The sequence below is a fragment of the Roseibium sp. AWQ4_254 genome, assembly GCF_056161025.1.
In genome coordinates this window covers 44,385-66,068 of record NZ_JBSWYH010000024.1, presented here as the reverse complement: position 1 = coordinate 66,068, position 21,684 = coordinate 44,385, and the positions used below count along the sequence as shown (strand labels likewise).

The window sequence follows — 21,684 nt, the reverse complement described above, 5'->3', positions numbered from 1 at the left end:
ACTATCCTGTGAGACCTTTGGCGAAACGCCAAGGGATTACTGCCAGAATTTTTCCTGCCAGGTCATTTGCGGCAGCTCTTCCACCACTTCAAAGGTCTTGGTCTGTTTGAAGGTCCGGCCATAACGGTCGGTCGTGGTCACTTCCAGAGTGTGAACGCCAACGGGCAGGTCCTTGGGAAGTTCCGCGCGCCACAGGTGGCTGGACTTGGTGGTCAGCATCCAGTTCTGGAACGGACCGGCAATGCCTGTCCATTCAGTGCCGCGCCAGGTGCGGTAGCCGGCAGTTTCGTCGCCGCCTGAGGTGCTGCGGATCGCCTGACGGCCATTGGTAGACTGCTTGGCCAGCGCCAGCGGATCGGCAAACGTGGGACCGTCATTGGGAGCTTCCCCTTCACCCTTCTGGGTGCGGACCGCCTCGGTGGCCGCGCCGCCATTGAGGGAGAAGGAAACTTTGCTGTCCTTCGAGCCGTTCCAGACATTAACCGCCACATAGGTGGTGCCGCTTAGATCCGCCTTGGTCAGCATGTCCATGTCGCCCAGGTCGTTGATCGTCACGGGTGGTGTAATATCGCTCGGGACGTCATAGAGCTCGGTGTAGCCAACCAGCTTTTCCGCCCATTCGCGGAAGCGGGGCGAGTTGAAAGCCACGTGCATCTGGTCCTGCTGCGTGCCCTCAAAGGTCCTGTAGGTGTCGACATAGTCGGCGCCTGAGAAATCCAGAATGTAATAGCCGCGCGGCGCGCCGAGGCGCTGGGTGCTGTGGGGCACGCCGGAATTGTTCAGATCCCCGGCCCACCAGGAGCCGGAGACGGCGCCGGTCACGATTTGGTGGAACTTGGCAGGGCCCGTGTTTGTGGCCTCTTTCCAGCCCTCGAAATATTCGCCGGGCAGGATCTGCTCCGTCGTGTGGGTGTGGCCGGAAAGGCCAAGGGCGGGCCGGTCCCCGATCAGCTCATAAAGCTTGTCGAGGTTGTCCACCTGGTGTTTTTGGGCATTCGCATCCGTGTAGGTGACTAAGGGAATATGCGCGTTGACGACGATGAGCTTGGTTTCCGGCACATGGGCCAGATCGTTTTTCAGCCATTCCAGCTGGCGCTCGGAGATGACGCCGTTATAGGACGGTTTTGCGGACAGATCGCAGAACGCGTGGGCATCCACACCGTTACACGGGTAGCGCACGTCATCGAGAACGACGAAATGCACCTGACCGATGTCGAAGGAATAGTATTCCGGGCCGAATTCGCGGCGGAAGGTGTCGAAGCTGTCAGCATCGCTCTTGGCATCGAAATCGAGGTCATGGTTGCCGGCAACGTAATATTGCGGCACACCGCCGGCGGCGATGATCTTCTTGAAGCGCGGATAAAGGGAGAGGTCGTCCCCCATCACGTCGCCTTCGAACAGCAGGCATTCTGTTTTTGAATTGTCCCGGTTGGTCAGCAATGTGCCGACCGTCTGGCGCACATAGCCAATTTCCTGATTGGTGTAGGGCTGGGTGTCGCCGAAGACGAGGCATTGGAAATCATCGCCGGTCTTGTCCTCGATCAGCGGAAAATTGACAGAGGCGGGCATTGGGCCGGTCGCTTCAATGCCGCCGAAGCGCAGATCCGGCGATCCGGCCACCTTGTGGATGTAGTTGAACTGGGGAACCATGTCCTGATTGAGCGGAGGCGCATATCCGGCCGGCTTGGTGATGAAAAGGTTCATGTCGTCATAGACCGGCAAGGCGTAAGAGCCGTCTTTGCCGGTTACGGCAACTTCGCGGCCGTTGGACACCAGGACGCCGGGGACGCCGGCTTCGCCGTCATCCAGCTTGGAATTGCGGTTGGCATCGACAAAGACCTTGCCGGTGGCCGTGTCCGCAGGCTGCGTGCCGCTTTCTGCATCAACGGTTCCGATATAGGTTGCGTCTTTGGCGAGCGCGCCGGACAGGGCCGCGCCGAAAGCAAAAGGGCTTGTGCCTGCAAGAAGCAGGGTGACAGTCAGATTCTTCATGAACGCCTCCAGGGATTGGCCATGGAACAGAGCTTGAGAGACACCTCTATGGGACAGTGCCATGGGATCAGCCGGGGCCCAGAGTGGCGGGCCTGAGTGACGCTGGATTGTCCGTAACGTTAAACTTTTGTCTCGGTCATCCGGCGCGGGCTGTCACACTGTCTGCGAACTGTCACAGAGCAAGGCGTGCCAGAGGCAGTTCTGTGGCCGTCCGCGCGGGAGCGGCGGCAGCGTTTCTTTCCTGCGCACTCTCCTGACAGGCAGGTGTCAGGAGGGCTTTGTTACAGTCGGCTCCGTTGCATTTTCCAAGGAGACTGACATGACGTTCAAACCTGACCATTTCACCATCTGGACGGAGATCCCTGTGTCCGATCTGGAGAAGGCCATGCGCTTTTACAATGAGGTTTTTCAGACCGAGCTTGTGCTGGAGACCGGTGGCCCGAATGATTTTGCCATGTTTCCGGTTCAAGGCGAAGGCCGGGCTGGGCACCTTTACCCCGGCACGCCTGCGCCCAGGGGAACGGGGCCGACCATCCATCTGGCCTGTCCCGACACGCTGGAAGAGACAATGGAACGCTTCGCGAAAGCGGGCGGCGAGGTAATATCGGATCCGATTGCCATTCCGGTCGGCCGATTCGCCTATTGCCTTGATCCGGACGGCAATTCCATTGGGCTGTTTGCCGAATAGAGCAAATCGCGTTCGATCGGATCTGTCTTTCGCGGCTTAAAATCAGGGATTTCAACGCAAAAGACAAGCAGTTTGCATCCGGATGAACGCGACACGCTCTTGCACCGGCCGCGCAAGGACGAGACGCATGAAGAACCTTTTGAAACCCTTCTGATGGGATTGGCTGCATGAGACGCGCCGACCGCCTTTTCCAGATCGTGCAATATCTGCGCGGTGGCCGTCTTGTGCGCGCCCGGCAATTGTCCGAATGGCTGGAGGTCTCCGAACGCACGATCTACCGTGATATCGCAGATCTGCAGGCCTCCGGCGTCCCCATCGAGGGGGCGGCCGGGGTCGGCTATATCCTGCGCGATGGCTATGACCTGCCGCCGCTCATGTTCACTCGGGACGAAATCGTCGCCCTTCTTGCGGGGGCCCGCATCATCCGCGCCTGGGGCGGCGCCGCCATGGCCCGGGCCGCCGAAGAGGCCATGATCAAGATCGATGCGGTGTTGCCTGAAAAGACGCGGGTGCGCCAGAGCGAGGTTGAAATCCACGCCTTCGCACCGGAAATGACGCCTCAGGTCCGGGACCATATCGATTTTCTGGAAGCGGCTGCCGATGGGCGCAAGCGGCTTGCCATCGTCTACCGGGATGGCAAGGGCGAGCCGTCCCAGCGGATCATCCGGCCGCTGGGCCTGTGGTTCTGGGGCAAGGTCTGGACCCTGGTGGCCTGGTGCGAGCTGCGCGGGGATTTCCGCATGTTCCGTCTCGACAGGATGGAGGAGATTGCCGAAACCGGCGATCTTTTCCGCCCCGAACCCGGTAAGACCCTGAAGGATTTCTACCGGTCCATGGAGATGAAAGACCATCGGTGACCGGGCGGGCTGGACGGTGGCGGGACGCGTCAGTTCCGCGCTGCGAGGCCATTGCCGAGAATTTCTCGGACCAGTTTGCGCTTCATGGCCCTGGCATAATCCTTGAAGTTGGCAGCCACCTCGACAAAGGCACCAGGACCGCTGATGACGTTGCGGTGGTAGTAGCGCACGGCGCTGGTGTCCCGATCGGCAATCACAAGCCCGTTGACCGTTACATTTTCAAAATCAAAGGCCTTATAGGCGCTTTGGGGCGGAAAGCCGTCATTATTGATGCCGTCGCCCGCCACATCGATCACCTTGCGGTCACAGGTAACCGGGGCGCGGCGCAGTTGAACCGATGCATGGCCGAGCGCATATCCGAGCGCGGTCGGAAAATTGACTGCCCCGCGGCGCGACTTGCGCAGGTCGGCGGCAGCACGCCGGGCGCTGGCCATATCGGTCAATGGACGCCAGCCCAGTTGCTCAAATTGCTTGTAACGTCCGCTCCATTCGAAACTCATCACCCAGATGCCGCCCACAGTTTCAATCGCTTTGACCACGTCCGGGTCGCTCAAGGCATCGGCCAGACCGTTGAGCTGCAGGCTGTGCTCACGCGGATTGACACTGGCGGACCCGTCCATGGCCAGAACGAGCGCCAGGGCGCAGGAAGAGGCCGGGGAAGGGGCCGTGAGAAGGAGAACCGCACACAGCGCGAAGACGCGGCCCAAGCTCATGCGTTCCAGGCTCATCCGGCCCAAGGTCGAGAGGCTCAGGAGGGCCGTGCCCGCGAGGGCCGAAGAACAGAAGGCGCAAAAGGTCTGCCGGAACATCGAAAGATCTTAGCAGGGCAGAGGCCGGGGGCAAAGGCTGGCCCGCGCCTCAAAAATGGGCGGACGGGACAGCTGAAGGGCTGGTTCAGCTTGCGTTCAGGAAAAATTGACTACACCTTGCTCAAACATAAGACATGCAGCCCCTGACCCGGACCCGTCACGTGAAAAAGACCGCCGCCGTTTTGCTTCTCTTCGCCCTCTCCGTGATGCCGGCCCAGGCCGGGTGCCTGTCCCAGTCCCAGGCGCGCGAGGCCGTGGCCAGTGGCAAGGCGGCGCCGCTCGGCTCCGTTGCCGGGCGGGCGGGCGGCGAAATCGTGAAGGCGCAGCTTTGCCAGCAAGGCGGTGGATATGTTTATGTCCTGTCTGTGCTGAAGGGCGGCAAAGTGACAAAGGTCACAGTCAACGCGAGCCGGTGACCGTTAAGGTGCTGGCTCACCCCTGACGTTCTCCCGCACCGGCTCCCGTCTCAGGTCTTGCCATATTTTCAGGTCAGAAGTTGATCCCATGCGTATTCTCGTCGTTGAAGATGATGTTGATTTGAACCGCCAGCTTGCCGTTGCGCTGGAAGAGGCCGGTTATGTGGTCGACACGGCAGATGACGGTGAGGAGGGCCATTTTCTGGGGGATACCGAACCCTATGACGCGGTTGTCCTGGACCTGGGCCTGCCCTCGCTTGACGGCCTGTCTGTGCTGGAAAACTGGCGCCGGGACGGGCGTACCATGCCGGTTCTGATCCTGACTGCGCGGGACCGCTGGTCCGACAAGGTTGCCGGGATTGATGCGGGGGCCGACGACTATGTAGCCAAGCCCTTTCACATGGAGGAAGTTCTGGCCCGGGTGCGCGCGCTGGTGCGCCGGGCGGCCGGGCACGCCTCCAATGAACTCACCTGCGGCCCGGTCCGGCTTGACCTTCGGGCCGGACGGGTGACGGTTGACGGCAGCCCGGTCAAACTGACCTCCCATGAATACCGGCTCCTGTCCTATCTGCTACACCATCAGGGCAAGGTCATTTCCCGCACTGAGCTGACCGAACATCTTTATGACCAGGATTTCGACCGGGACTCCAACACGGTCGAGGTGTTTGTGGGACGGCTGCGCAAGAAGATCGGCTCGGACATGATCGAGACGATCCGCGGTCTTGGCTATCGCCTTGGAGCTGCCGGTGACACCTGACAAAAAGGCTGGCGCGCAGGCCCCGGATCCAGCGAAGCCCCAGCGTTCGCTGGCCGCCCGGCTGGTCCTCGTCGCTGCCATATGGTCCACGGTTGCGCTCGCCCTCGCCGGAGTGTTTCTAGTTGGCCTTTATCAGAGCGCCAGCGAACGCGCTTTTGACGCCCAGCTCGAGATCCACATTAAGGCCATTCTGGCGGAAATGCTGGCGACTGAGCCGAATGCGGACACCGATCCATCGGTCAAAATCGCCAAAGCGCCGATCTATCGGGGAGATCCCCGGTTTTCCCTGCCTTTGTCCGGCTGGTACTGGACGATCCGGCGGGCGGACAGCCCCAGTATTCTTTATGCCTCCGAATCTCTTGTGGGCGATCCGCTCAACACCCCGCCGATCGGAGGCAACCAGACCAGCGCCGGATTTATCGTCGGGCCAACCGGCGATGAGGTGCGGGTGCTGCAGCGGCGCATTTCCATTGGCGACACGGATTATGTTATTGCGGTTGGTGCGGCGACCGCCGGGTTCTGGGCCGATATTGCTGAATTCGCGCGCATGGTGACCGTGACCCTGTGCATTGTGGGGACCGGGCTCATCCTGGCGGTTTTCCTGCAGGTTCGTTTCGGTCTGAAACCCCTGGCGCGGCTGCGCCAGTCCCTGTCCGCTGTGCGCATGGGCGAAGCGGAGCGGATTGACGAGGCGCTACCGCGTGAGATTGCACCGCTTGCGGTGGAACTGAACGCGCTGATCGTCTCCAACCGGGAAATTGTGGAGCGTGCCCGCACCCATGTGGGCAATCTGGCCCATGCGCTCAAAACCCCGCTGTCCGTCATTTCCAATGAAGCGCGCACCGGGGAAGGGGTGCTGGCCAACAAGGTCACCGAGCAGGCCGCCATCATGTCAACCCAGATCCAGCACCATCTGGAACGGGCCCGCATGGCGGCGCAAAGGCGGGTGATCGGGGTGTCTTGCGAGGCCGGACCGGTGCTGGCCCGTCTGATTCGCGCCATGGAGAAGATCTACCGGGACAAGGGCCTTGAAATTGCCCTTGATCAGGCAGCCGGGATCCGGTTCCGGGGAGAAGGCCAGGATCTGGAAGAAATGAGCGGCAACCTGATCGACAATGCGTGCAAATGGGCGAAGTCCAGAGTGTCGGCAAAGGTGCATCTGGTGAGCGGCACCGCTTCCAACCGGGCCATGCTTGAAGTGATCGTGGAAGATGACGGTCCGGGCCTGACGCCCGAAGAGCGGGCCGAAGCGGTCAAACGCGGGCGCAGGCTTGATGAAACCGTACCAGGCACCGGGCTGGGTCTGTCAATCGTGGCCGATCTGGCTGCCCTTTATGGCGGCAAACTGGAGCTGGACAGCTCGGAATTGGGTGGCCTGCAAGCCCGGCTGCGGCTTCCGGCCCTGACCCGGGACTAGAGTGTGCCGCGTGCAAATGGTTTCAAGCAGTTTTGTCTTTTGCGTTGAAATCTCCGATTTCAGGCAGCGAAAGGCAAATCCGATTGATCGCAACACGCTATAGACCGGGTCCGGATCGCTTCGGCCTCGAATGATGGCGGGTGCCTTTGGGGAGAAACGAAGAATTGATCGACGCGTTGACGGAAATGCGGCTAGAAAAGCGACGTGTGGCCAAGTTCGGCCACAAATTGAAATTACCGGTTTTACGTCAGCGGGTCTGGCGTGGATTCTTTGCCCCTCGGGAGCTTTCAAGCATGCGGTTGCGCAATGCCAAATGTGTTGCTTTTGCCGGTCTTCTGGCCGGATGCTCCATGACATCCGGGGGCAGTGGAAGCGGAGGCTGGGGATCATCCTTTGGCGATCCGAGCGCGAACACGGCCCGCTCCGAGGCCAACACGGCCATTTCCGTGCTGGTGAACAATGAGTTCGGCAATGCGCTTGATGCGGCGGACCGGCGTGCTGCCGAAGACGCGCAGAAACGGGCCTTGCGGGCCCGGGGCGTCGGGGTGTCGGTGGCCTGGCAGAATGACCGGACAGGCCGCAGCGGCCATGTCCGGCCGGGGCCGGTCTACACCGTGAACGAGACACGCTGCCGGGAATTCACACATGAAATGATCTTCAAGGGGCGCACGCTTAAGGCGAGGGGCACGGCCTGTGAAACCGGCCGTGGCGACTGGACAGTTATCGGCTAAGATATTCCAGTAAAAGCCTTTGATGTCGCTGCGTTTAAACTCAACAATTGTTTAATCCTTCTGACCGTATCATGGGTCGGATTCGGATCGCGGCGTTGACCCCTTGAATGACCTACTCAAACGAGCTTGAGAGTAAAATTCAGACCTATTTGCGCAGTCTCAGCCCTAAAGCGGTTGAGGCGCTGGTCAGTAATTTGCAACAGGCCAAGGTGCGCAAGAACGCCGACCCCCATCTCAATCTGGTTCTGGCTGCGGCTGCCGCGCTTATCCCGAAAGTCAAGCCTGCGGATCTGGGTGGCCCCGACCGCAAAGCCCAGGTCCAAAGACTGTTTTTTGCTCCGCTTGACAGTTTTCTGATCAGCGAAACCTTGCCGTTGCGTCAGGAAGGGCGGATCAACCGGGCGATGATCGAGCGGGTCTGGAAGTGGCTCGGCCGGGATGTCATCCCGAACGAGGTCAAGACGGTCCTGGACCAGGCCGGTAGCAATGCGGTCAGTGGAGAACGGGTGGATGCCCTGGTGCAGGCACTGCGCAGCCGGGCCGTGGAGGCCGTTGGCGAAGCCCTTCACCGTAGCGAGATTTCGGAGAAGGACCGGCGCTTGATTGCCGTGGAACTGGGGGGCGAGCGCGGCATAGCCGAGCTGAAGGATATCTACAAGATCTTCGCGGCAGAACGCTGGCTGGTGCCTTTTCTGCAGAACATACCTGACCGGATCAATGAGCACCGCCTGAAACATGACTTTGACGTCTTGCGCATGGTCGACAAATGCTCGTCGCGCTTTCCAGACCATCTGCCCCTGATCGCGTCCGCCCTGGTCGACCGCTCAGAAGTCCCCGCAGCGCTGTGCACCTTTGCCGGCCGGCTGGCGGGGGATCTGGACCCCAAGGTGATTGCCGGCAGCCCGTTTGCGCCGATTGTGGACGTGGTCATGAGCGAGGCGGAGCGGTTGCAGATCCTGGCCCTGGACCATCGCAACAACAACCCGGACCCGGTCGCCTTCTCCCGGGCCTTGTCGGATTACCACTCGCTGGTGCGCGGGGTCGAACGGGATATGGACCTGTCCATGGCCGGACGCTGGCAGCAGCGCCTGTCGGAGACCAAGCGCAACATTTCCTCGGAAGTGACGCGTGAGCTGAAAAGCGCTCATGGGGCGATCCGCAGAGCGCTTCAGGTGCCCAGACTCGACAAGGACGGCCAGTTTGAGCAGGACCAGGCGGCCATTGACGAGGCGGTGCGCATCTTGCGTGTTTTGATGATGGCCCGCGGTGCATCCGAAACGCTGGCGGTCAGCGAAGTGGAAAAGCAGACTCGGCAAAGTATAGAGCAGACGCTTGAACTTCTGACCCGGACCCTGATGACGGATCTGGGCAAGGCCCGGGGCCGGGACGTTCTGGCCCAGTTGTCCGCAGTGGATGTCGCTGTGATGCTGTCGGAAATCTATTTTGGCGCCGATTATGCCGCTCAGTTAAGACGCAGCCGCCAGGCGGCGGTGACCAAGGCTGCCGGACATGGCCCGGATGGCTCGCCTCCGCCCGTGTCCGGGCCGGAGCGCCGACTGGTGAAAAGCGCGCTCGGCCAGGGCTGAAAAAGCCTGTTGGCGGCGTGGGCCGCGACGGCGGGTCACAGCGGATCTCTCTTGCATTTGCCGGGAAGGCCTTGTCTATAGAGCGGCATGATTTTCTGGATACTGATCGCCCTTTTGACAGGCGCTGCGGCCCTGTCGGTTCTCGTTCCCCTGTCGCGGCCGGCGAAATCGCATTCCGGTGCGCAGACAAGCGCAGACGAGGCTGTCTATCGGGAACAGCTTGAAGCCATCGACAAGGAACTGGAGCGGGGGCTGATTGATGCGGAGGCTGCAGAGGCCGCACGTACGGAAACCGCACGCAGATTGCTCGCCGCCCATGACAGATCAGATCCCTCCGGCCGGGCACAGGGAGCGGGTGGCGGCATGGCGGTTGCCCGGATCTGCGCGATGGCCGTGCTGCCGGTGCTGGCGCTCGGGCTTTATGGTCTGCTCGGGTCACCGGACGATCCGGATCAGCCCCTGAAGGCCCGGCTGGAGGCCCCGGCCGAAGATCAATCAGTCGATATTCTGGTGGCCCGTGTCGAGCGCCACCTGTCTGAAAATCCGGAAGACGGTCAGGGTTGGGCGGTGGTCGCGCCGGTCTATATGACCCTTGGCCGCCCGCAGGCGTCTGCGCAGGCCTATGCCAATGCCCTGCGCATTCTGGGACCAAACCCGGACTGGCTGACGGATATGGGCGAAGCGCTGACGGTTGCAAATCAAGGCCTGGTGACGGCTGAGGCGCATCAGGCCTTTGAAGAAGCGCTCAAGCTGGCGCCGGGTGCGGTCAAGCCGCGCTTTTTCCTCGCGGTTGCCCTCGGTCAGGACGGCGACGCGGACGGTGCGATTGCAGCTTGGGAAGATCTCCTGAAAGATGCGGATGACACAGCAGCCTGGACCGGTGTTGCCCGCCAGCAGCTGGCCACCCTGAAGGGGCAGACCAGGCCGGAGCAGGCCGAAAAGGCCCCGAACACGCCGCTTGCCGGGCCCAGCCGGGACCAAGTGGAGGCCGCGCAAGACATGCCGGCGGAGGACCGGGCTGCCATGATCAGCGGGATGGTGGCCGGGCTGTCCGGCCGCCTTTCCTCGGAGGGGGGCAGTGTTGAGGAATGGACGCAGCTGATCCGAGCCTACATGGTATTGGGGCAGAAGGAAAAAGCTGAAGAGGCTTTGAGTGCAGCGCAAACCGCGTATGCGGACAGTCCGGCGGATTTGTCACGGATCAAGGACGCGGCCAGTGCGCTGGGGCTAAGTGGCTCTTAAGGGCAGGAGATGTCCAGCCGCCGGAGGGCGGCCGGACGGGAAAACCGGACGGAACACATGACACGTAAGCAGAGAAGGTTGACCCTGATCGGATCGGCAGGCGCTGTGCTGGCCGTCGCGCTTGGGCTGATTCTGGTGGCTTTGAACGATCAGATCGTCTTTTTCCAAAGCCCGAGTGACATCGCGCAACAATCCATTCCGGCCGGGCAGCGCATCCGTCTGGGCGGCCTTGTGGAAGAAGGGTCTGTGGTCCGCTCGGACAATGCCGAAGTCCGTTTCCGGGTGACGGATATGGAGAATACGGTGGCTGTTACCTATAAAGGAATCTTGCCGGACCTGTTCCGCGAGGGTCAGGGGGTGGTGACCGAAGGCATCATCGGCTCGGACGGGGTGTTCATGGCCGACAGTGTGCTTGCCAAGCATGACGAGAATTATATGCCCAAGGAAGTGGCCGAAGCCCTGAAGGATCAGGGCCATTGGCAGGGGGAAGAGGGCCGGGCCAACTAAAGCCAGTTGCGTTTTATCGGATTTGCCTTTTGCTGTTTGAAATCAGAGATTTCTCCGTAAAAGACAAAGCAGTTTGACAGCGGATGAACGCGACACGCTCTGGAGTTGTTCCAGAAAGCCGGGCAGGGGCGTGATACAGAGGCGGGCACCTCTTGCCGGACCGGCAGCGGGGCCATCGCCTTTTCGAATGAGGACGGGACGCGACATGATCGTAGAACTGGGACATTATGCACTGGTGCTTGCCTTTGCGCTGACCCTTTTGCAATCGGTGCTGCCCCTGTGGGGCGCGCTTTCGGGACAAGGGAGGCTGATGGCTGTGGCGCCGCCCGTGTCGGTCATGATGTTCGTTCTGGTGCTGATTTCGTTTGCGGCCTTGACCGCCGCCTATCTGGCGTCGGACTTTTCAGTCCTGAACGTGGTCGAGAACTCCCATTCCGCAAAGCCGCTGCTTTACAAATTTACCGGTGTCTGGGGCAACCACGAAGGCTCCATGCTGCTCTGGGTGCTCATCCTGGTGTTTTTTGGGGCGCTGGTTGGTCTCTTCGGGGGCAACCTTCCTTCGGACCTGAAGGCGGCAACCCTTGCCGTTCAGGCCTGGGTCACGGCCGGTTTTCTGCTGTTTCTGCTAGCCACCTCCAACCCTTTCACCCGAGTTCTGAACCCGCCTCTGGAAGGGGCGGATCTCAATCCGATCCTTCAGGACATCGGCCTCGCCATCCATCCGCCGCTGCTTTATGTGGGCTATGTCGGGTTTTCGATCACATTTTCCTTTGCCGTAGCCGCATTGATTCTGGGCCGTACGGATGCGGCCTGGGCCCGCTGGGTCCGGCCGTGGACGCTGCTGGCCTGGTGTTTCCTGACCTTGGGAATCGCCATGGGCTCTTACTGGGCCTATTACGAACTGGGCTGGGGTGGCTGGTGGTTCTGGGATCCGGTCGAGAATGCCAGCTTCATGCCCTGGCTGGCCGGAACCGCCCTGCTGCATTCGGCCATCGTAATGGAAAAGCGCGAAGCGCTGAAGGTCTGGACGGTGCTGCTGGCCATCTTCACCTTCTCCCTGTCGCTGCTGGGCACGTTCCTGGTGCGCTCCGGGGTGCTGACGTCCGTTCATGCCTTTGCCACCGACCCGGCGCGCGGTGTTTTCATCCTGTGTCTTTTGTGCCTCTTCATCGGCGGGTCGCTGGCGCTCTATGCCTGGCGCGCGCCCATGTTGAAACAGGGCGGACTGTTCGCGCCGATCAGCCGGGAGGGCGGTCTGGTCTTCAACAATCTGTTTCTGACCGCAGCCTGCGCGGCGGTCTTTGTTGGAACGCTTTATCCGCTGGCCCTCGATGCGGTAACCGGTGAGAAAATCTCCGTGGGCGCCCCGTTCTTCAATCTCACCTTCGGGCCCTTGATGGTGCCATTGCTGCTGGCGGTCCCCTTCGGGCCGGTTCTGTCATGGAAACGCGGTGATCTGCTGGCTGCCTGCCAGCGCCTGTACGCCGCTTTCGCGCTCGCCCTGATTCTCACCCTGTTCACATTCTGGCTCTGGGGGATGGAGAAGGTACTGGCACCGCTCGGCGTTGGCCTGGCTGTCTGGGTCATGGCCGGGGCGGTGTGCGAAATTCTAACCCGGGTGAAGATTTTCGAGATAGGCTTGCAACGTGCGGCCGCGCGGCTGGCGGGCCTGCCTGGGTCCGCCTGGGGCGCGGCACTGGCGCATTTCGGCATTGGTGTCACGGTTTTGGGCATCGTCACCGCCTCGGCCTTTCAGGAAGAGCGGATCGAGACCATGCGCCCGGGCGATACGGTCGATCTGGCCGGATATCAGGTGACTTTCGATGGCGGAGCCCCTCGCCAGGGGCCGAATTATACCGAAGATGTCGGCCACTTCACCATCCGCGAGGGCGGGGCTTTCGTGGCTGAACTCGAGCCCTCCAAACGCGTCTATACGGCCCGGCGCATGCCGACAACGGAAGCTGGCATCCATACCACCGGCTTTTCCCAGCTCTATCTGTCTCTGGGCGAGGGGCGCGGAGACGGTGCAGTGGATGTGCGGGTCTATTTCAAGCCACTGATCACCCTGATCTGGATTGGCTGCGTGATCATGTCCATCGGGGCGGTTTTTTCCATGGCGGACCGCAGGCTGCGCATCGGCGCTCCCAAACCGGCCGCGCGCAAGGCGGCCCGCAACCTGGCCCCTGCGGAGTGAGCAAGATGACCCGGATGCTGCTGATGAGCCTGGTGCTTTTTGTCACGATTTTGAGCGGACCGGTCCGCGCCGTGGCGCCGGACGAGGTTTTGAGCGACCCGTCGCTGGAGGCGCGGGCCAGGGCGCTTTCGGCGGAACTGCGCTGTATGGTCTGCCAGAACCAGTCGATCGATGACAGTGATGCGCCGCTGGCAAAGGATCTGCGCATTCTGGTGCGCGAACGGCTGGTGGCGGGGGACAGCGATGCCCAGGTCATCGATTATCTTGTGTCCCGCTACGGGGAATTTGTGCTGCTGAAGCCGCGCATGGCCTGGCACACGCTGATCCTGTGGGCTGCCGGGCCTGCCGCACTCCTGGCCGGGCTCATCGCAATTGGTCTTGCGCTTCGAAACCGCGCCCGCCGGACGGACTGGCAGGTCTCTGCATCCGGGGCGGTACCTCTGACAGCAGAAGAGGAAGACCGCCTCAAGGCCCTGCTGGAGAAACAGGACGGCACCGGTCCGGCATAGCGCCGCGCAAGCCTGCAGCCGCGTTTTTTTAAGAGAGCCGCAGCCGCTCAAGATGGCCGGTGCAGGGATTGGATTTCAAATGGGCCCAGATCGTCTCCACCAGCGGGGACGCGTCGTCGCGGTTCTTGTAAACCCAGATTTCAAGGGGCGTGTCATAGCGCCCGTTTCCTGCCAGGGCAAACTGGCCACGTCGCACCCCCTCATGGGCGCTGCAGGCGGGCAGCCAGAGCATGTTCTGCTGCATCAGCGCCAGCTGTTTCATGAATTCGCATGTGCCACTTTGGGAGGTGCAGACAAATTTTGGATCCTGGGGGGTCATCGCCGCAAAAAGCAGGTCCTCCACTCGGGAAAAATAGCCGGTCTGGCCATAGCCGATATATTCCAGCCCTCCTTCGGGCGGGGCGTCAATGTCAAATGCCGGCTTGCCATCCGCGCTCAGGGCAGTACAAAGATGCATAGTGTCTTCGCCCAATTTGATCGCGTCGAAGGCCTGATGCTCAAAAAATGCCGGAACTTCTGGCTTATAATACAGCACCACCAGATCCATCTTCCGGTCGCCCAGCAATTCGATCATTTCATAGAAGTCATAAGTGTCGAGCGAGACCGTGAAGGCGCCGCAGGCCTTGTGAATCTGGTTCAGCCATTCGGGAATGAAGCTGAGGGCAAGGGAGGTGGAGGCGCCCAGGCGCAGGTCCGGCTTGGAACCGGATTTACGCCGCAAAAACTCGACCCGGTTGATTTCCAGCTCTTTCAGGACATTCTGCGCGGTCGCATGAAACTGTTCGCCTTCCGCCGTCAGGGTGACCGGATAGCTGCTGCGGTCGAACAGGTCCGTGCCCAGCCAGGTTTCCAGGGCCTTGATCCGGCGGCTGAAGGCGGATTGGGTAATGTTGCGCTCGTCAGCGGCCCTTGAGAAATTGCCGCTTTTGCTCAGAACCAGAAAATCGGCAAGCCAGTTTGTGTCCATGGGGCAGCTCCGGGGTAATGCTGAAAAACTGAGCAGGGCAAAACTCTATGCAAAATTTGCATAACAACGCTGTTGGTTGAATTCAAGCAATCGATATAAGCTTTCACGATATGCGAAAAATTCCGTTCAAGTAACGAAACGGAACCGCATCGGACCTTCCGGGCAAGTCCCGGTTTAATTCCATCCGAATTGTTCCAAAGGGGGAATGATCGTGAAACTGACACCAGTTCTTAAAAGTCTTTCGCTTGCAGCCCTTCTGGCAACCTCCGTTGCCTTTCCGGCGCTGGCGGAAACACCGGCAAACACGTTTGTTATTGCGCGCAACACGGCTGACGCCATCACGCTTGATCCGGCAGAAACCTTCGAATTCACAGGTGGGCGGATTGTTGCCAACCTGTATGAGCGGCTGTTCCTGTTCGAGCCGGACGACCTGACCAAACTGGTCGGGGGCATCGCGGAATCTTACGAATTCTCAGATGACGGAAAGAAGATCACCGTCAAGCTGCGTCCGGACCTGACCTTCCATTCGGGCAATCCGGTGACGGCGGCGGATGTGGCCTATTCTCTGAGCCGTGCGGTGAAGCTGGACAAGACCCCGGCCTTCATTATCAAGCAGATCGGCTGGACAGCGGACAATGTGGATGAGGCGGTCGTTGCGGTTGATGACAGCACGGTGGAAATCAACATCCTGTCCGACATGTCGCCCGCGCTGGTCCTGAACCTGCTCTCATCAGGTGTCGCCAACATTGTCGACATGAAGGAGGTCCAGGCTCACGAGGTCGACGGCGATATGGGCTATGGCTGGCTGAAGGATCACTCTGCCGGCTCCGGCCCATTCAAGCTGAAGACCTGGAAGGCGAATGAAGTGGTCATTCTGGAAGCCTTTGACGGCTACCGGCAGGGCAAGCCGGCCATGGACCGGGTGGTGATCCGCCATGTGGCAGAACCCTCCGCGCAGCGCCTGCTGCTGGAAAAGGGTGATGTTGATGCGGCGATGGAACTGACCGCCGATCAGCTGAAAGGGCTTGCGGGCAATCCGGATGTGTCCGCCGAGAGCTACCCCAAGGGCTATCTGATGTATCTGGCGACCAACATGGAACACCCGGTTCTGTCGAAGCCGCAGGTGCGCGAAGCGCTGAAATACATGGTCGACTATGATGGCATGGTTGGCTCTTTTCTGGATGGCCAGTACAAGATCCATCAGAACTTCTGGCCGTCCGGCATGTGGGCTGCGGCAACGGACACCCCCTACAGTCATAATATGGAAAAGGCCAAGGCTTTGATCGCTGATGCTGGCATTGAGCCGGGCACCAAGATCACCATCGATACGCTCAACAAGTCTCCGTTCAAGGAAGTGGCCCAGAGTGTTCAGGCAAGTCTGAAGGAGCTTGGAATCGACTCCGAGATCATCCTGTCCGACGGCGCGACACTCTGGCCGAAATACCGGGCTCGCAAGCATGAGCTGATCGTGGCGCGCTGGGGTCCGGACTATTCCGATCCGCATTCCAACGCCGATGCCTTTGCGCATAATCCTGACAACAGCTTTGAAGCCAAGCTCACCGGAAAGCTGACCTGGCGCAACGCCTGGCCGGCAGACGGGCTGACGGAGCTGACCGATCAGGCCGCCGCAGAATCCGACCCGGCCAAGCGGGAAGCCATCTATGCCAAGCTGCAGAAAATGGTTCAGGAGGATTCGCCCTTCACCATCATGTTCCAGGCCATCGGCACCTTTGGTCAGCGCTCGAATGTCGAGGGCTTCGTCAATGGTGTGACGTCCGATCAGGCCTATTACAAGACGGTCACCAAATAACACCGTTCCAGCCGCCCGCTGCTTGCTTGAGGAGGCCGCGGGCGGCTGTCTGACAGGGAGGCGCAAGGCCGCGCTGACGGCGCTGTGCCATGCGCCTTTTGAAATACCAAGAAAAATCAAGGGATTCGTCCTGAATGAGCGACAGGTCCATAGCGGAGCGCTCCACAGTCGATTTCGGCCCCTATTGGGATGTGGCGCGAAAGATCGGCGGTGGCCTCGTCATGCTGGCTCTCACCTTTATCGGTCTGACCGCAGTCACGTTCATCATTGGCCGCATCATGCCCAATGATCCGGTCGTCGCCATTGTCGGCGACCGGGCCTCCAAGGAGGTTTATGATGCCATGTTCATCCAGCTCGGCCTCGATAAGCCGGTCTGGCAGCAATATCTGATTTTCCTCGGCGATATTCTGCGTGGGGACTTCGGCACGTCGGTGATGACTGGACAGCCGGTCATCGAGGACATCAAGCGCTTTTTCCCTGCCACCCTGGAACTGGCCACCATCGCGACGATTGCCGGGGTGCTGATCGGTGTTCCGGCCGGCGTGCTGGCAGCGGTCCACCAGGGCACCTTGATTGATCACATTGTGCGCATTGTTGGCCTGATCGGCCATTCCATCCCGATCTTCTGGCTGGGCATGGTGGCGCTGCTGATCTTCTATGCCAAACTCGACTGGGTGGCCGGACCCGGCCGGATCGATTTCTTCTATGACGGGATTGTCGATCCGGTGACCGGCATCATCATGATCGACGCAGCCCTGGCCGGGGAATGGGACGTCTTTCACAACGCGCTGTCCCACGTCATCCTGCCAGCCTCCATGCTGGCGGTCTATTCGCTGGCCTATATCGCCCGGATGACCCGCTCTTTCATGCTGGATCAGCTCAATCAGGAATATGTGCTCACCGCCCGCGTGAAAGGGCTGAAGGAAGGCACGGTGATCTGGTATCACGCTTTCCGAAACGTGCTGGTGCAGCTCATCACCATTATCGGCCTGACCTATGCCAGTCTTCTGGAAGGCTCCGTGCTGACAGAAACGGTTTTCGCCTGGCCGGGGATCGGCCAATACATCACCAATTCGCTGTTCAACGCGGATATGAATGCGGTAATCGGCGGCACGCTTGTGGTCGGGATCTCCTTCGTCTTCATCAACATGCTGTCCGATATGCTCTACCGGATTGCCGACCCAAGGGCGAAGTGATGACAGACCGCGCAATTGACCCAAAGTCCGGCGCAGCCTCCTGGCTGCTTGCCGATACGCCCGCCACCGCCTTTCAGGCCCGCTGCCAGCGTATCTATCTTGGCTGGCTGACCTTCCGCGCCAATCCAATTGCCATGCTCGGTCTGGCAATTGTTCTGTTTCTCTGCCTCGTCGCCCTGTTTGCGCCTGTTCTGGCGGGCGGCGATGGCACCACGCAGGATCTTGCCAACCGGCTGGCCCCGCCCAGTGCCGGACACTGGTTTGGCACCGATGAACTCGGCCGGGACATTTTCGCCCGGATTGTCTGGGGCTCCCGGGTAACGCTCTACATCATCTTTCTGGTGTCCATCATTGTTATGCCCATCGGGCTGATCATCGGCACCACGGCCGGTCTTCTCGGCGGTCTGGTTGATGCCACCTTGATGCGCATCACCGATATTTTCCTGGCCTTTCCGCGCCTGATCCTGGCGCTGGCCTTTGTGGCGGTTCTGGGGCCTGGGCTGGAAAACGCGGTGCTGGCCATTGCGCTCACCACATGGTCGCCTTATGCCCGGCTGGCCCGTGCGGAAACACTCACGCTGCGCAACAGCGAGTTCATTATGGCGGCCGAGATCATGGGCGCTTCCAAGCTGCGCATTCTGGTGGCGCATATCATGCCCATGTGCCTGTCCTCGACCATTGTCCGGCTGACGCTCGACATGGCCGGGATCATTCTTACCGCCGCCGGTCTTGGCTTTCTCGGGCTGGGGGCCCAGCCGCCCTTGGCTGAATGGGGGGCGATGATCGCCTCCGGACGGGATTTCCTCCTGGACCAATGGTGGGTGCCGACCATTCCCGGCATTGCGATCCTAGTGGTCTCGCTGGGCTTCAACCTCCTGGGCGACGGTCTCAGGGACGTGCTGGATCCGCGCAGTTCGGGAGGGAAACAACAATGAGCGAACAAGCCATGACAGTGCCCGGCCATCCGGATACCAGCGAAGCCCCCCTGATTTCGGTACGCGATCTCCATGTGCGCTTTTCAACGCCCAAGGGACCGGTTCATGCGGTGCGCGGCGTCAGCTTCGATCTTGGCCGGGAACGGCTTGGCATTGTCGGGGAGTCTGGCTCCGGAAAATCCCAGACCGGCCGGGCACTGTTGCGCTTGACCGCCGGCAATGGCGCCATCGAGGCGGAACGCATGACCTTTGACGGCATGGATCTGATGAGTGCCAGCGACAAGACCATGCGGGGCATACGCGGTTCGCGCATCTCCATGATCATGCAGGATCCGAAATATTCCCTCAATCCGGTGCTGACGGTCGGCGCGCAGATTGCCGAATCCTGCCGCCGCCATGAGAAGGTCTCCCGAAAGGAAGCCCGGGCCCGCGCGCTGGCCATGCTGGAAACCGTGCGCATCCGGGAGCCGGACAAGGTCTATTCCCTGTTTCCCCATCAGGTGTCCGGCGGTATGGGCCAGCGCATCATGATCGCCATGATGCTGATCACCAATCCGCAGGTGATGATCGCTGATGAACCCACCTCGGCGCTGGATGTGACAGTGCAGATGCAGGTGCTGGCGCTGCTGGACGACATGGTGCGCGAGCGGGGCATGGGACTGGTTCTGATCAGCCATGACCTGACCCTGGTATCCAGTTTCTGCGACCGGGTGCTGGTCATGTATGGCGGTCGGATCATGGAAAGCCTGGATGCCAGGCATCTGGATCAGGCGCAACACCCCTATACAAGGGGCTTATTGAACTGCCTGCCGCGTCTGGATGGCAAACACGAGGCGCTGCCCGTGCTCAAGCGTGATCCGGCCTGGCTGTCCGGCCCGGCTGCGACCGGGGAAGGGGGCACGCCATGATCGAAGTCAGCAATCTCGAGCTGGCCTTCGGCACCGGCAAAACCCACATTCGCGCGGTCCGGAACGTCTCCTTCAAGGTGGCGGAAGGGGAAAGCTACGGCATTGTCGGGGAATCGGGCTCCGGCAAATCGACCGTGCTGCGCGCCATGGTCGGGATCTATTCCCACTGGACGGGCCGCATTGCCATTCAGGGCAGCGCCCTGAGCCCCAAGCGCAGCATTGCCTCGCGCAAACATATGCAGATGGTGTTCCAGGACCCTTACGGTTCCTTGCATCCCCGGCGCACGGTGGATGACACCCTCGGCGAACCGCTCGTGATCCACGGGCTCGGCAACCGGGAAGAACGGGTTCTGAAGATCCTGAAGGAAGTCGGGCTTGGCCCTGAATTCCGGTTCCGGTTTCCGCATCAGCTCTCCGGCGGCCAACGCCAGCGGGTGGCCATTGCCCGGGCGCTTATTCTGGAGCCTCGGGTGATCCTGCTCGATGAGCCGACCAGCGCGCTTGACGTTTCCGTTCAGGCCGAGATCCTGAACCTCCTGTCCGACCTGCAAAGAGCCCATGGCCTGACCTACATCATGGTGAGCCATGATCTGGCGGTGGTCGGCCATCTGTGCAGCCGGATCGCCGTCATGAACCGGGGCGAGATGGTGGAGGAAATGAGCGAAGACCAGATGCGCACCGGCAACGTTGCCCATGCCTATACACGCCAGCTCTGGACAGCGTCTCAAGGGTATGATCGGGCCGCGCTGGAAAGCTTCAAGGACTTTGCCTGAGCCGCACGGGTTTACGGCAAGCTCCGCCGGACGGTGTGATTCACTCCCGCCACACCAATCCGTGACTTGCATGCGCTGCGCTATGTATTACCCCTTCGAGGAAGCGGGCCGGAGGAAAAAGGCATGGCGAAGCGCGCGGTGAAACTGGAATTTGACGGGGCCAACGGAGCGAAGCTTGCGGCACGGCTTGACCTGCCCGCCGGACAGATCCAGGCATTTGCCCTGTTTGCCCATTGCTTCACCTGTTCAAAGGACATTCCGGCCGCCCGGCATATTGCCGGAGCACTGGCTGCTGAAGGCATTGCGGTGCTGCGGTTCGATTTTACCGGACTTGGCGGCAGCGGCGGAGATTTTTCCTCAACCGGGTTTTCCTCCAATCTTGAGGATCTGAAGACTGCCGCCGCCTTCTTACGGGAGCATTATCAGGCCCCCCAGCTTCTGATAGGTCATTCCCTGGGCGGGGCCGCCATGCTGGCCGTGGCCGCGAGCGTTCCCGAAGCACGGGCTGTCGTCACGATCGGGGCGCCGGCGGATGCGGATCATGTTCTGCACAATTTCAAGGGATCGGTCGAAGAGATCCGCAAGACCGGAGCCGGGACGGTGGATCTGGCCGGGCGCACATTCACCATCCGCAAGGAATTCCTGGAGGATCTTGAAACACATTCGGTCCGCGACCGGGTGGCCGCCCTTGGCAAGGCCCTGCTGGTTCTGCATGCACCATTGGACGAGACGGTGGGGATCGACAATGCAACCAGCCTCTTTGTAGCGGCCAAACATCCCAAGAGTTTCGTTTCCCTTGACAAGGCGGACCATCTGCTGACCCGGAGCGAGGATGCCGCCTACGCAGCCCGCGTGATTGCAGGCTGGGCGAGCGGGTATCTGGAGCCGGAGCGGCCAGCCCCGAGCAGCGCAGCAGAAGAGGGCGTTGAGGTGCTGGAAACAGGGCAGGGCACCTATCAGGCCATGGTGGTCACGGGACCGCACCGGCTGCTGGCCGACGAGCCGGTGGCCGTTGGCGGGTTTGACAGCGGGCCGTCGCCCTATGGCTTTCTATCGGCCGCCCTTGGTGCTTGCACAGTGATGACCTTGCGCATGTATGCGGACCGCAAGGGCCTCGATGTTGAGCGGATCGGAACGCGCGTGCTGCATGGCAAGGTGCATGCGGCCGACTGCGAAGCATGCAGCGAGGACCAGAAGGAACGGGGCGGCCGGATCGACCGGTTCGAGCGGCTGATCACTATGGAGGGGGATCTGGATGCGGCAACCCGTCAGCGGATGCTGGAAATTGCAGACAGATGCCCGGTGCACCGGACGCTGGAGACGGGCGCGGCAGTTGTCACGCGCGAGGTGGACCCGCAGCCTAAAGGCTGAAAGAGCAGTCTGACGGGGG

At 60.9% G+C, this 21,684-nt stretch carries 20 protein-coding genes; 17 read left to right on the top strand and 3 right to left on the bottom strand.

The window, feature by feature from the left end:
- Window positions 1-36 precede the first annotated feature (36 nt).
- Entirely contained in the window at window positions 37-1,992 is a 1,956-nt protein-coding gene (locus ACXAIC_RS18135) for a calcineurin-like phosphoesterase C-terminal domain-containing protein (protein ID WP_475183375.1), read from the bottom strand.
- Between the two features lie 319 nt (window positions 1,993-2,311).
- Between ACXAIC_RS18135 and ACXAIC_RS18130 the strand changes: the two genes are divergently transcribed.
- Both ACXAIC_RS18130 and ACXAIC_RS18125 read left to right on the top strand, forming a co-directional pair.
- Entirely contained in the window at window positions 2,312-2,680 is a 369-nt protein-coding gene (locus tag ACXAIC_RS18130; RefSeq protein ID WP_475183370.1) for a VOC family protein, read from the top strand.
- 167 nt (window positions 2,681-2,847) lie between these two features.
- Window positions 2,848-3,537: a helix-turn-helix transcriptional regulator gene (locus ACXAIC_RS18125; RefSeq protein WP_475183367.1), complete on the top strand. Its 690-nt coding sequence runs from the start codon at window positions 2,848-2,850 to the stop codon at window positions 3,535-3,537.
- 29 nt (window positions 3,538-3,566) lie between these two features.
- Here ACXAIC_RS18125 and ACXAIC_RS18120 read toward each other — a convergent pair whose 3' ends face one another.
- Window positions 3,567-4,346 (bottom strand): DUF1194 domain-containing protein, encoded by a 780-nt coding sequence (locus ACXAIC_RS18120; protein ID WP_475183362.1) that lies wholly within the window; start codon window positions 4,344-4,346, stop codon window positions 3,567-3,569.
- Between the two features lie 161 nt (window positions 4,347-4,507).
- Between ACXAIC_RS18120 and ACXAIC_RS18115 the strand changes: the two genes are divergently transcribed.
- The 9 genes from ACXAIC_RS18115 (at window position 4,508) to ACXAIC_RS18075 (ending at window position 13,705) form a co-directional block, all read left to right on the top strand.
- Window positions 4,508-4,762: a PepSY domain-containing protein gene (locus tag ACXAIC_RS18115; RefSeq protein WP_475183358.1), complete on the top strand. Its 255-nt coding sequence runs from the start codon at window positions 4,508-4,510 to the stop codon at window positions 4,760-4,762.
- 88 nt (window positions 4,763-4,850) lie between these two features.
- Entirely contained in the window at window positions 4,851-5,519 is a 669-nt protein-coding gene (locus ACXAIC_RS18110; RefSeq protein ID WP_475183354.1) for a response regulator transcription factor, read from the top strand.
- Window positions 5,509-6,936: an ATP-binding protein gene (locus tag ACXAIC_RS18105; protein WP_475183351.1), complete on the top strand. Its 1,428-nt coding sequence runs from the start codon at window positions 5,509-5,511 to the stop codon at window positions 6,934-6,936. The genes ACXAIC_RS18110 and ACXAIC_RS18105 overlap by 11 nt, the downstream gene beginning before the upstream one ends.
- Before the next feature lie 293 nt (window positions 6,937-7,229).
- Complete coding sequence (locus ACXAIC_RS18100; protein WP_475183348.1) at window positions 7,230-7,667, top strand: RT0821/Lpp0805 family surface protein; 438 nt, start codon at window positions 7,230-7,232, stop codon at window positions 7,665-7,667.
- Between the two features lie 107 nt (window positions 7,668-7,774).
- The gene (locus tag ACXAIC_RS18095) at window positions 7,775-9,253 is read left to right on the top strand and encodes a hypothetical protein (RefSeq protein WP_475183346.1); all 1,479 of its coding nucleotides are present in this window, start codon (window positions 7,775-7,777) and stop codon (window positions 9,251-9,253) included.
- 87 nt (window positions 9,254-9,340) lie between these two features.
- Entirely contained in the window at window positions 9,341-10,495 is a 1,155-nt protein-coding gene (gene ccmI / locus ACXAIC_RS18090) for a c-type cytochrome biogenesis protein CcmI (RefSeq protein ID WP_475183341.1), read from the top strand.
- A gap of 57 nt (window positions 10,496-10,552) precedes the next feature.
- On the top strand, window positions 10,553-11,002 hold the full coding sequence (gene ccmE / locus ACXAIC_RS18085; RefSeq protein ID WP_475183336.1) for a cytochrome c maturation protein CcmE: 450 nt from the start codon (window positions 10,553-10,555) through the stop codon (window positions 11,000-11,002).
- Between the two features lie 205 nt (window positions 11,003-11,207).
- Complete coding sequence (locus ACXAIC_RS18080; RefSeq protein ID WP_475183331.1) at window positions 11,208-13,196, top strand: heme lyase CcmF/NrfE family subunit; 1,989 nt, start codon at window positions 11,208-11,210, stop codon at window positions 13,194-13,196.
- A gap of 5 nt (window positions 13,197-13,201) precedes the next feature.
- A complete protein-coding gene (locus tag ACXAIC_RS18075; RefSeq protein WP_475183328.1) occupies window positions 13,202-13,705 on the top strand; it encodes a cytochrome c-type biogenesis protein in 504 nt (167 codons plus the stop codon).
- Window positions 13,706-13,733: 28 nt separating this feature from the next.
- On the opposite strand, the gene ACXAIC_RS18070 is transcribed toward ACXAIC_RS18075, so the two are convergent.
- Window positions 13,734-14,672 (bottom strand): LysR family transcriptional regulator, encoded by a 939-nt coding sequence (locus ACXAIC_RS18070; protein WP_475183324.1) that lies wholly within the window; start codon window positions 14,670-14,672, stop codon window positions 13,734-13,736.
- A gap of 211 nt (window positions 14,673-14,883) precedes the next feature.
- Between ACXAIC_RS18070 and ACXAIC_RS18065 the strand changes: the two genes are divergently transcribed.
- The 6 genes from ACXAIC_RS18065 (at window position 14,884) to ACXAIC_RS18040 (ending at window position 21,665) form a co-directional block, all read left to right on the top strand.
- Window positions 14,884-16,482: an ABC transporter substrate-binding protein gene (locus ACXAIC_RS18065; RefSeq protein ID WP_475183321.1), complete on the top strand. Its 1,599-nt coding sequence runs from the start codon at window positions 14,884-14,886 to the stop codon at window positions 16,480-16,482.
- Window positions 16,483-16,616: 134 nt separating this feature from the next.
- Window positions 16,617-17,678, top strand: coding sequence for an ABC transporter permease (locus ACXAIC_RS18060; protein WP_475183317.1), 1,062 nt, complete (start codon window positions 16,617-16,619; stop codon window positions 17,676-17,678).
- Window positions 17,678-18,613, top strand: a complete 936-nt coding sequence (locus ACXAIC_RS18055) for an ABC transporter permease (protein WP_475183313.1) — start codon at window positions 17,678-17,680, stop codon at window positions 18,611-18,613. The genes ACXAIC_RS18060 and ACXAIC_RS18055 overlap by 1 nt, the downstream gene beginning before the upstream one ends.
- Window positions 18,610-19,521 carry an ABC transporter ATP-binding protein gene (locus ACXAIC_RS18050; protein ID WP_475183309.1) on the top strand — a complete coding sequence of 304 codons (912 nt, stop codon included), beginning with the start codon at window positions 18,610-18,612 and terminating at the stop codon, window positions 19,519-19,521. Before ACXAIC_RS18055 ends, ACXAIC_RS18050 begins: the two co-directional genes overlap by 4 nt.
- Window positions 19,518-20,294, top strand: coding sequence for an ABC transporter ATP-binding protein (locus tag ACXAIC_RS18045; protein WP_475183305.1), 777 nt, complete (start codon window positions 19,518-19,520; stop codon window positions 20,292-20,294). Before ACXAIC_RS18050 ends, ACXAIC_RS18045 begins: the two co-directional genes overlap by 4 nt.
- Window positions 20,295-20,417: 123 nt before the next feature.
- A complete protein-coding gene (locus tag ACXAIC_RS18040) occupies window positions 20,418-21,665 on the top strand; it encodes a bifunctional alpha/beta hydrolase/OsmC family protein (RefSeq protein WP_475183297.1) in 1,248 nt (415 codons plus the stop codon).
- The last annotated feature ends 19 nt before the right edge of the window (window positions 21,666-21,684 follow it).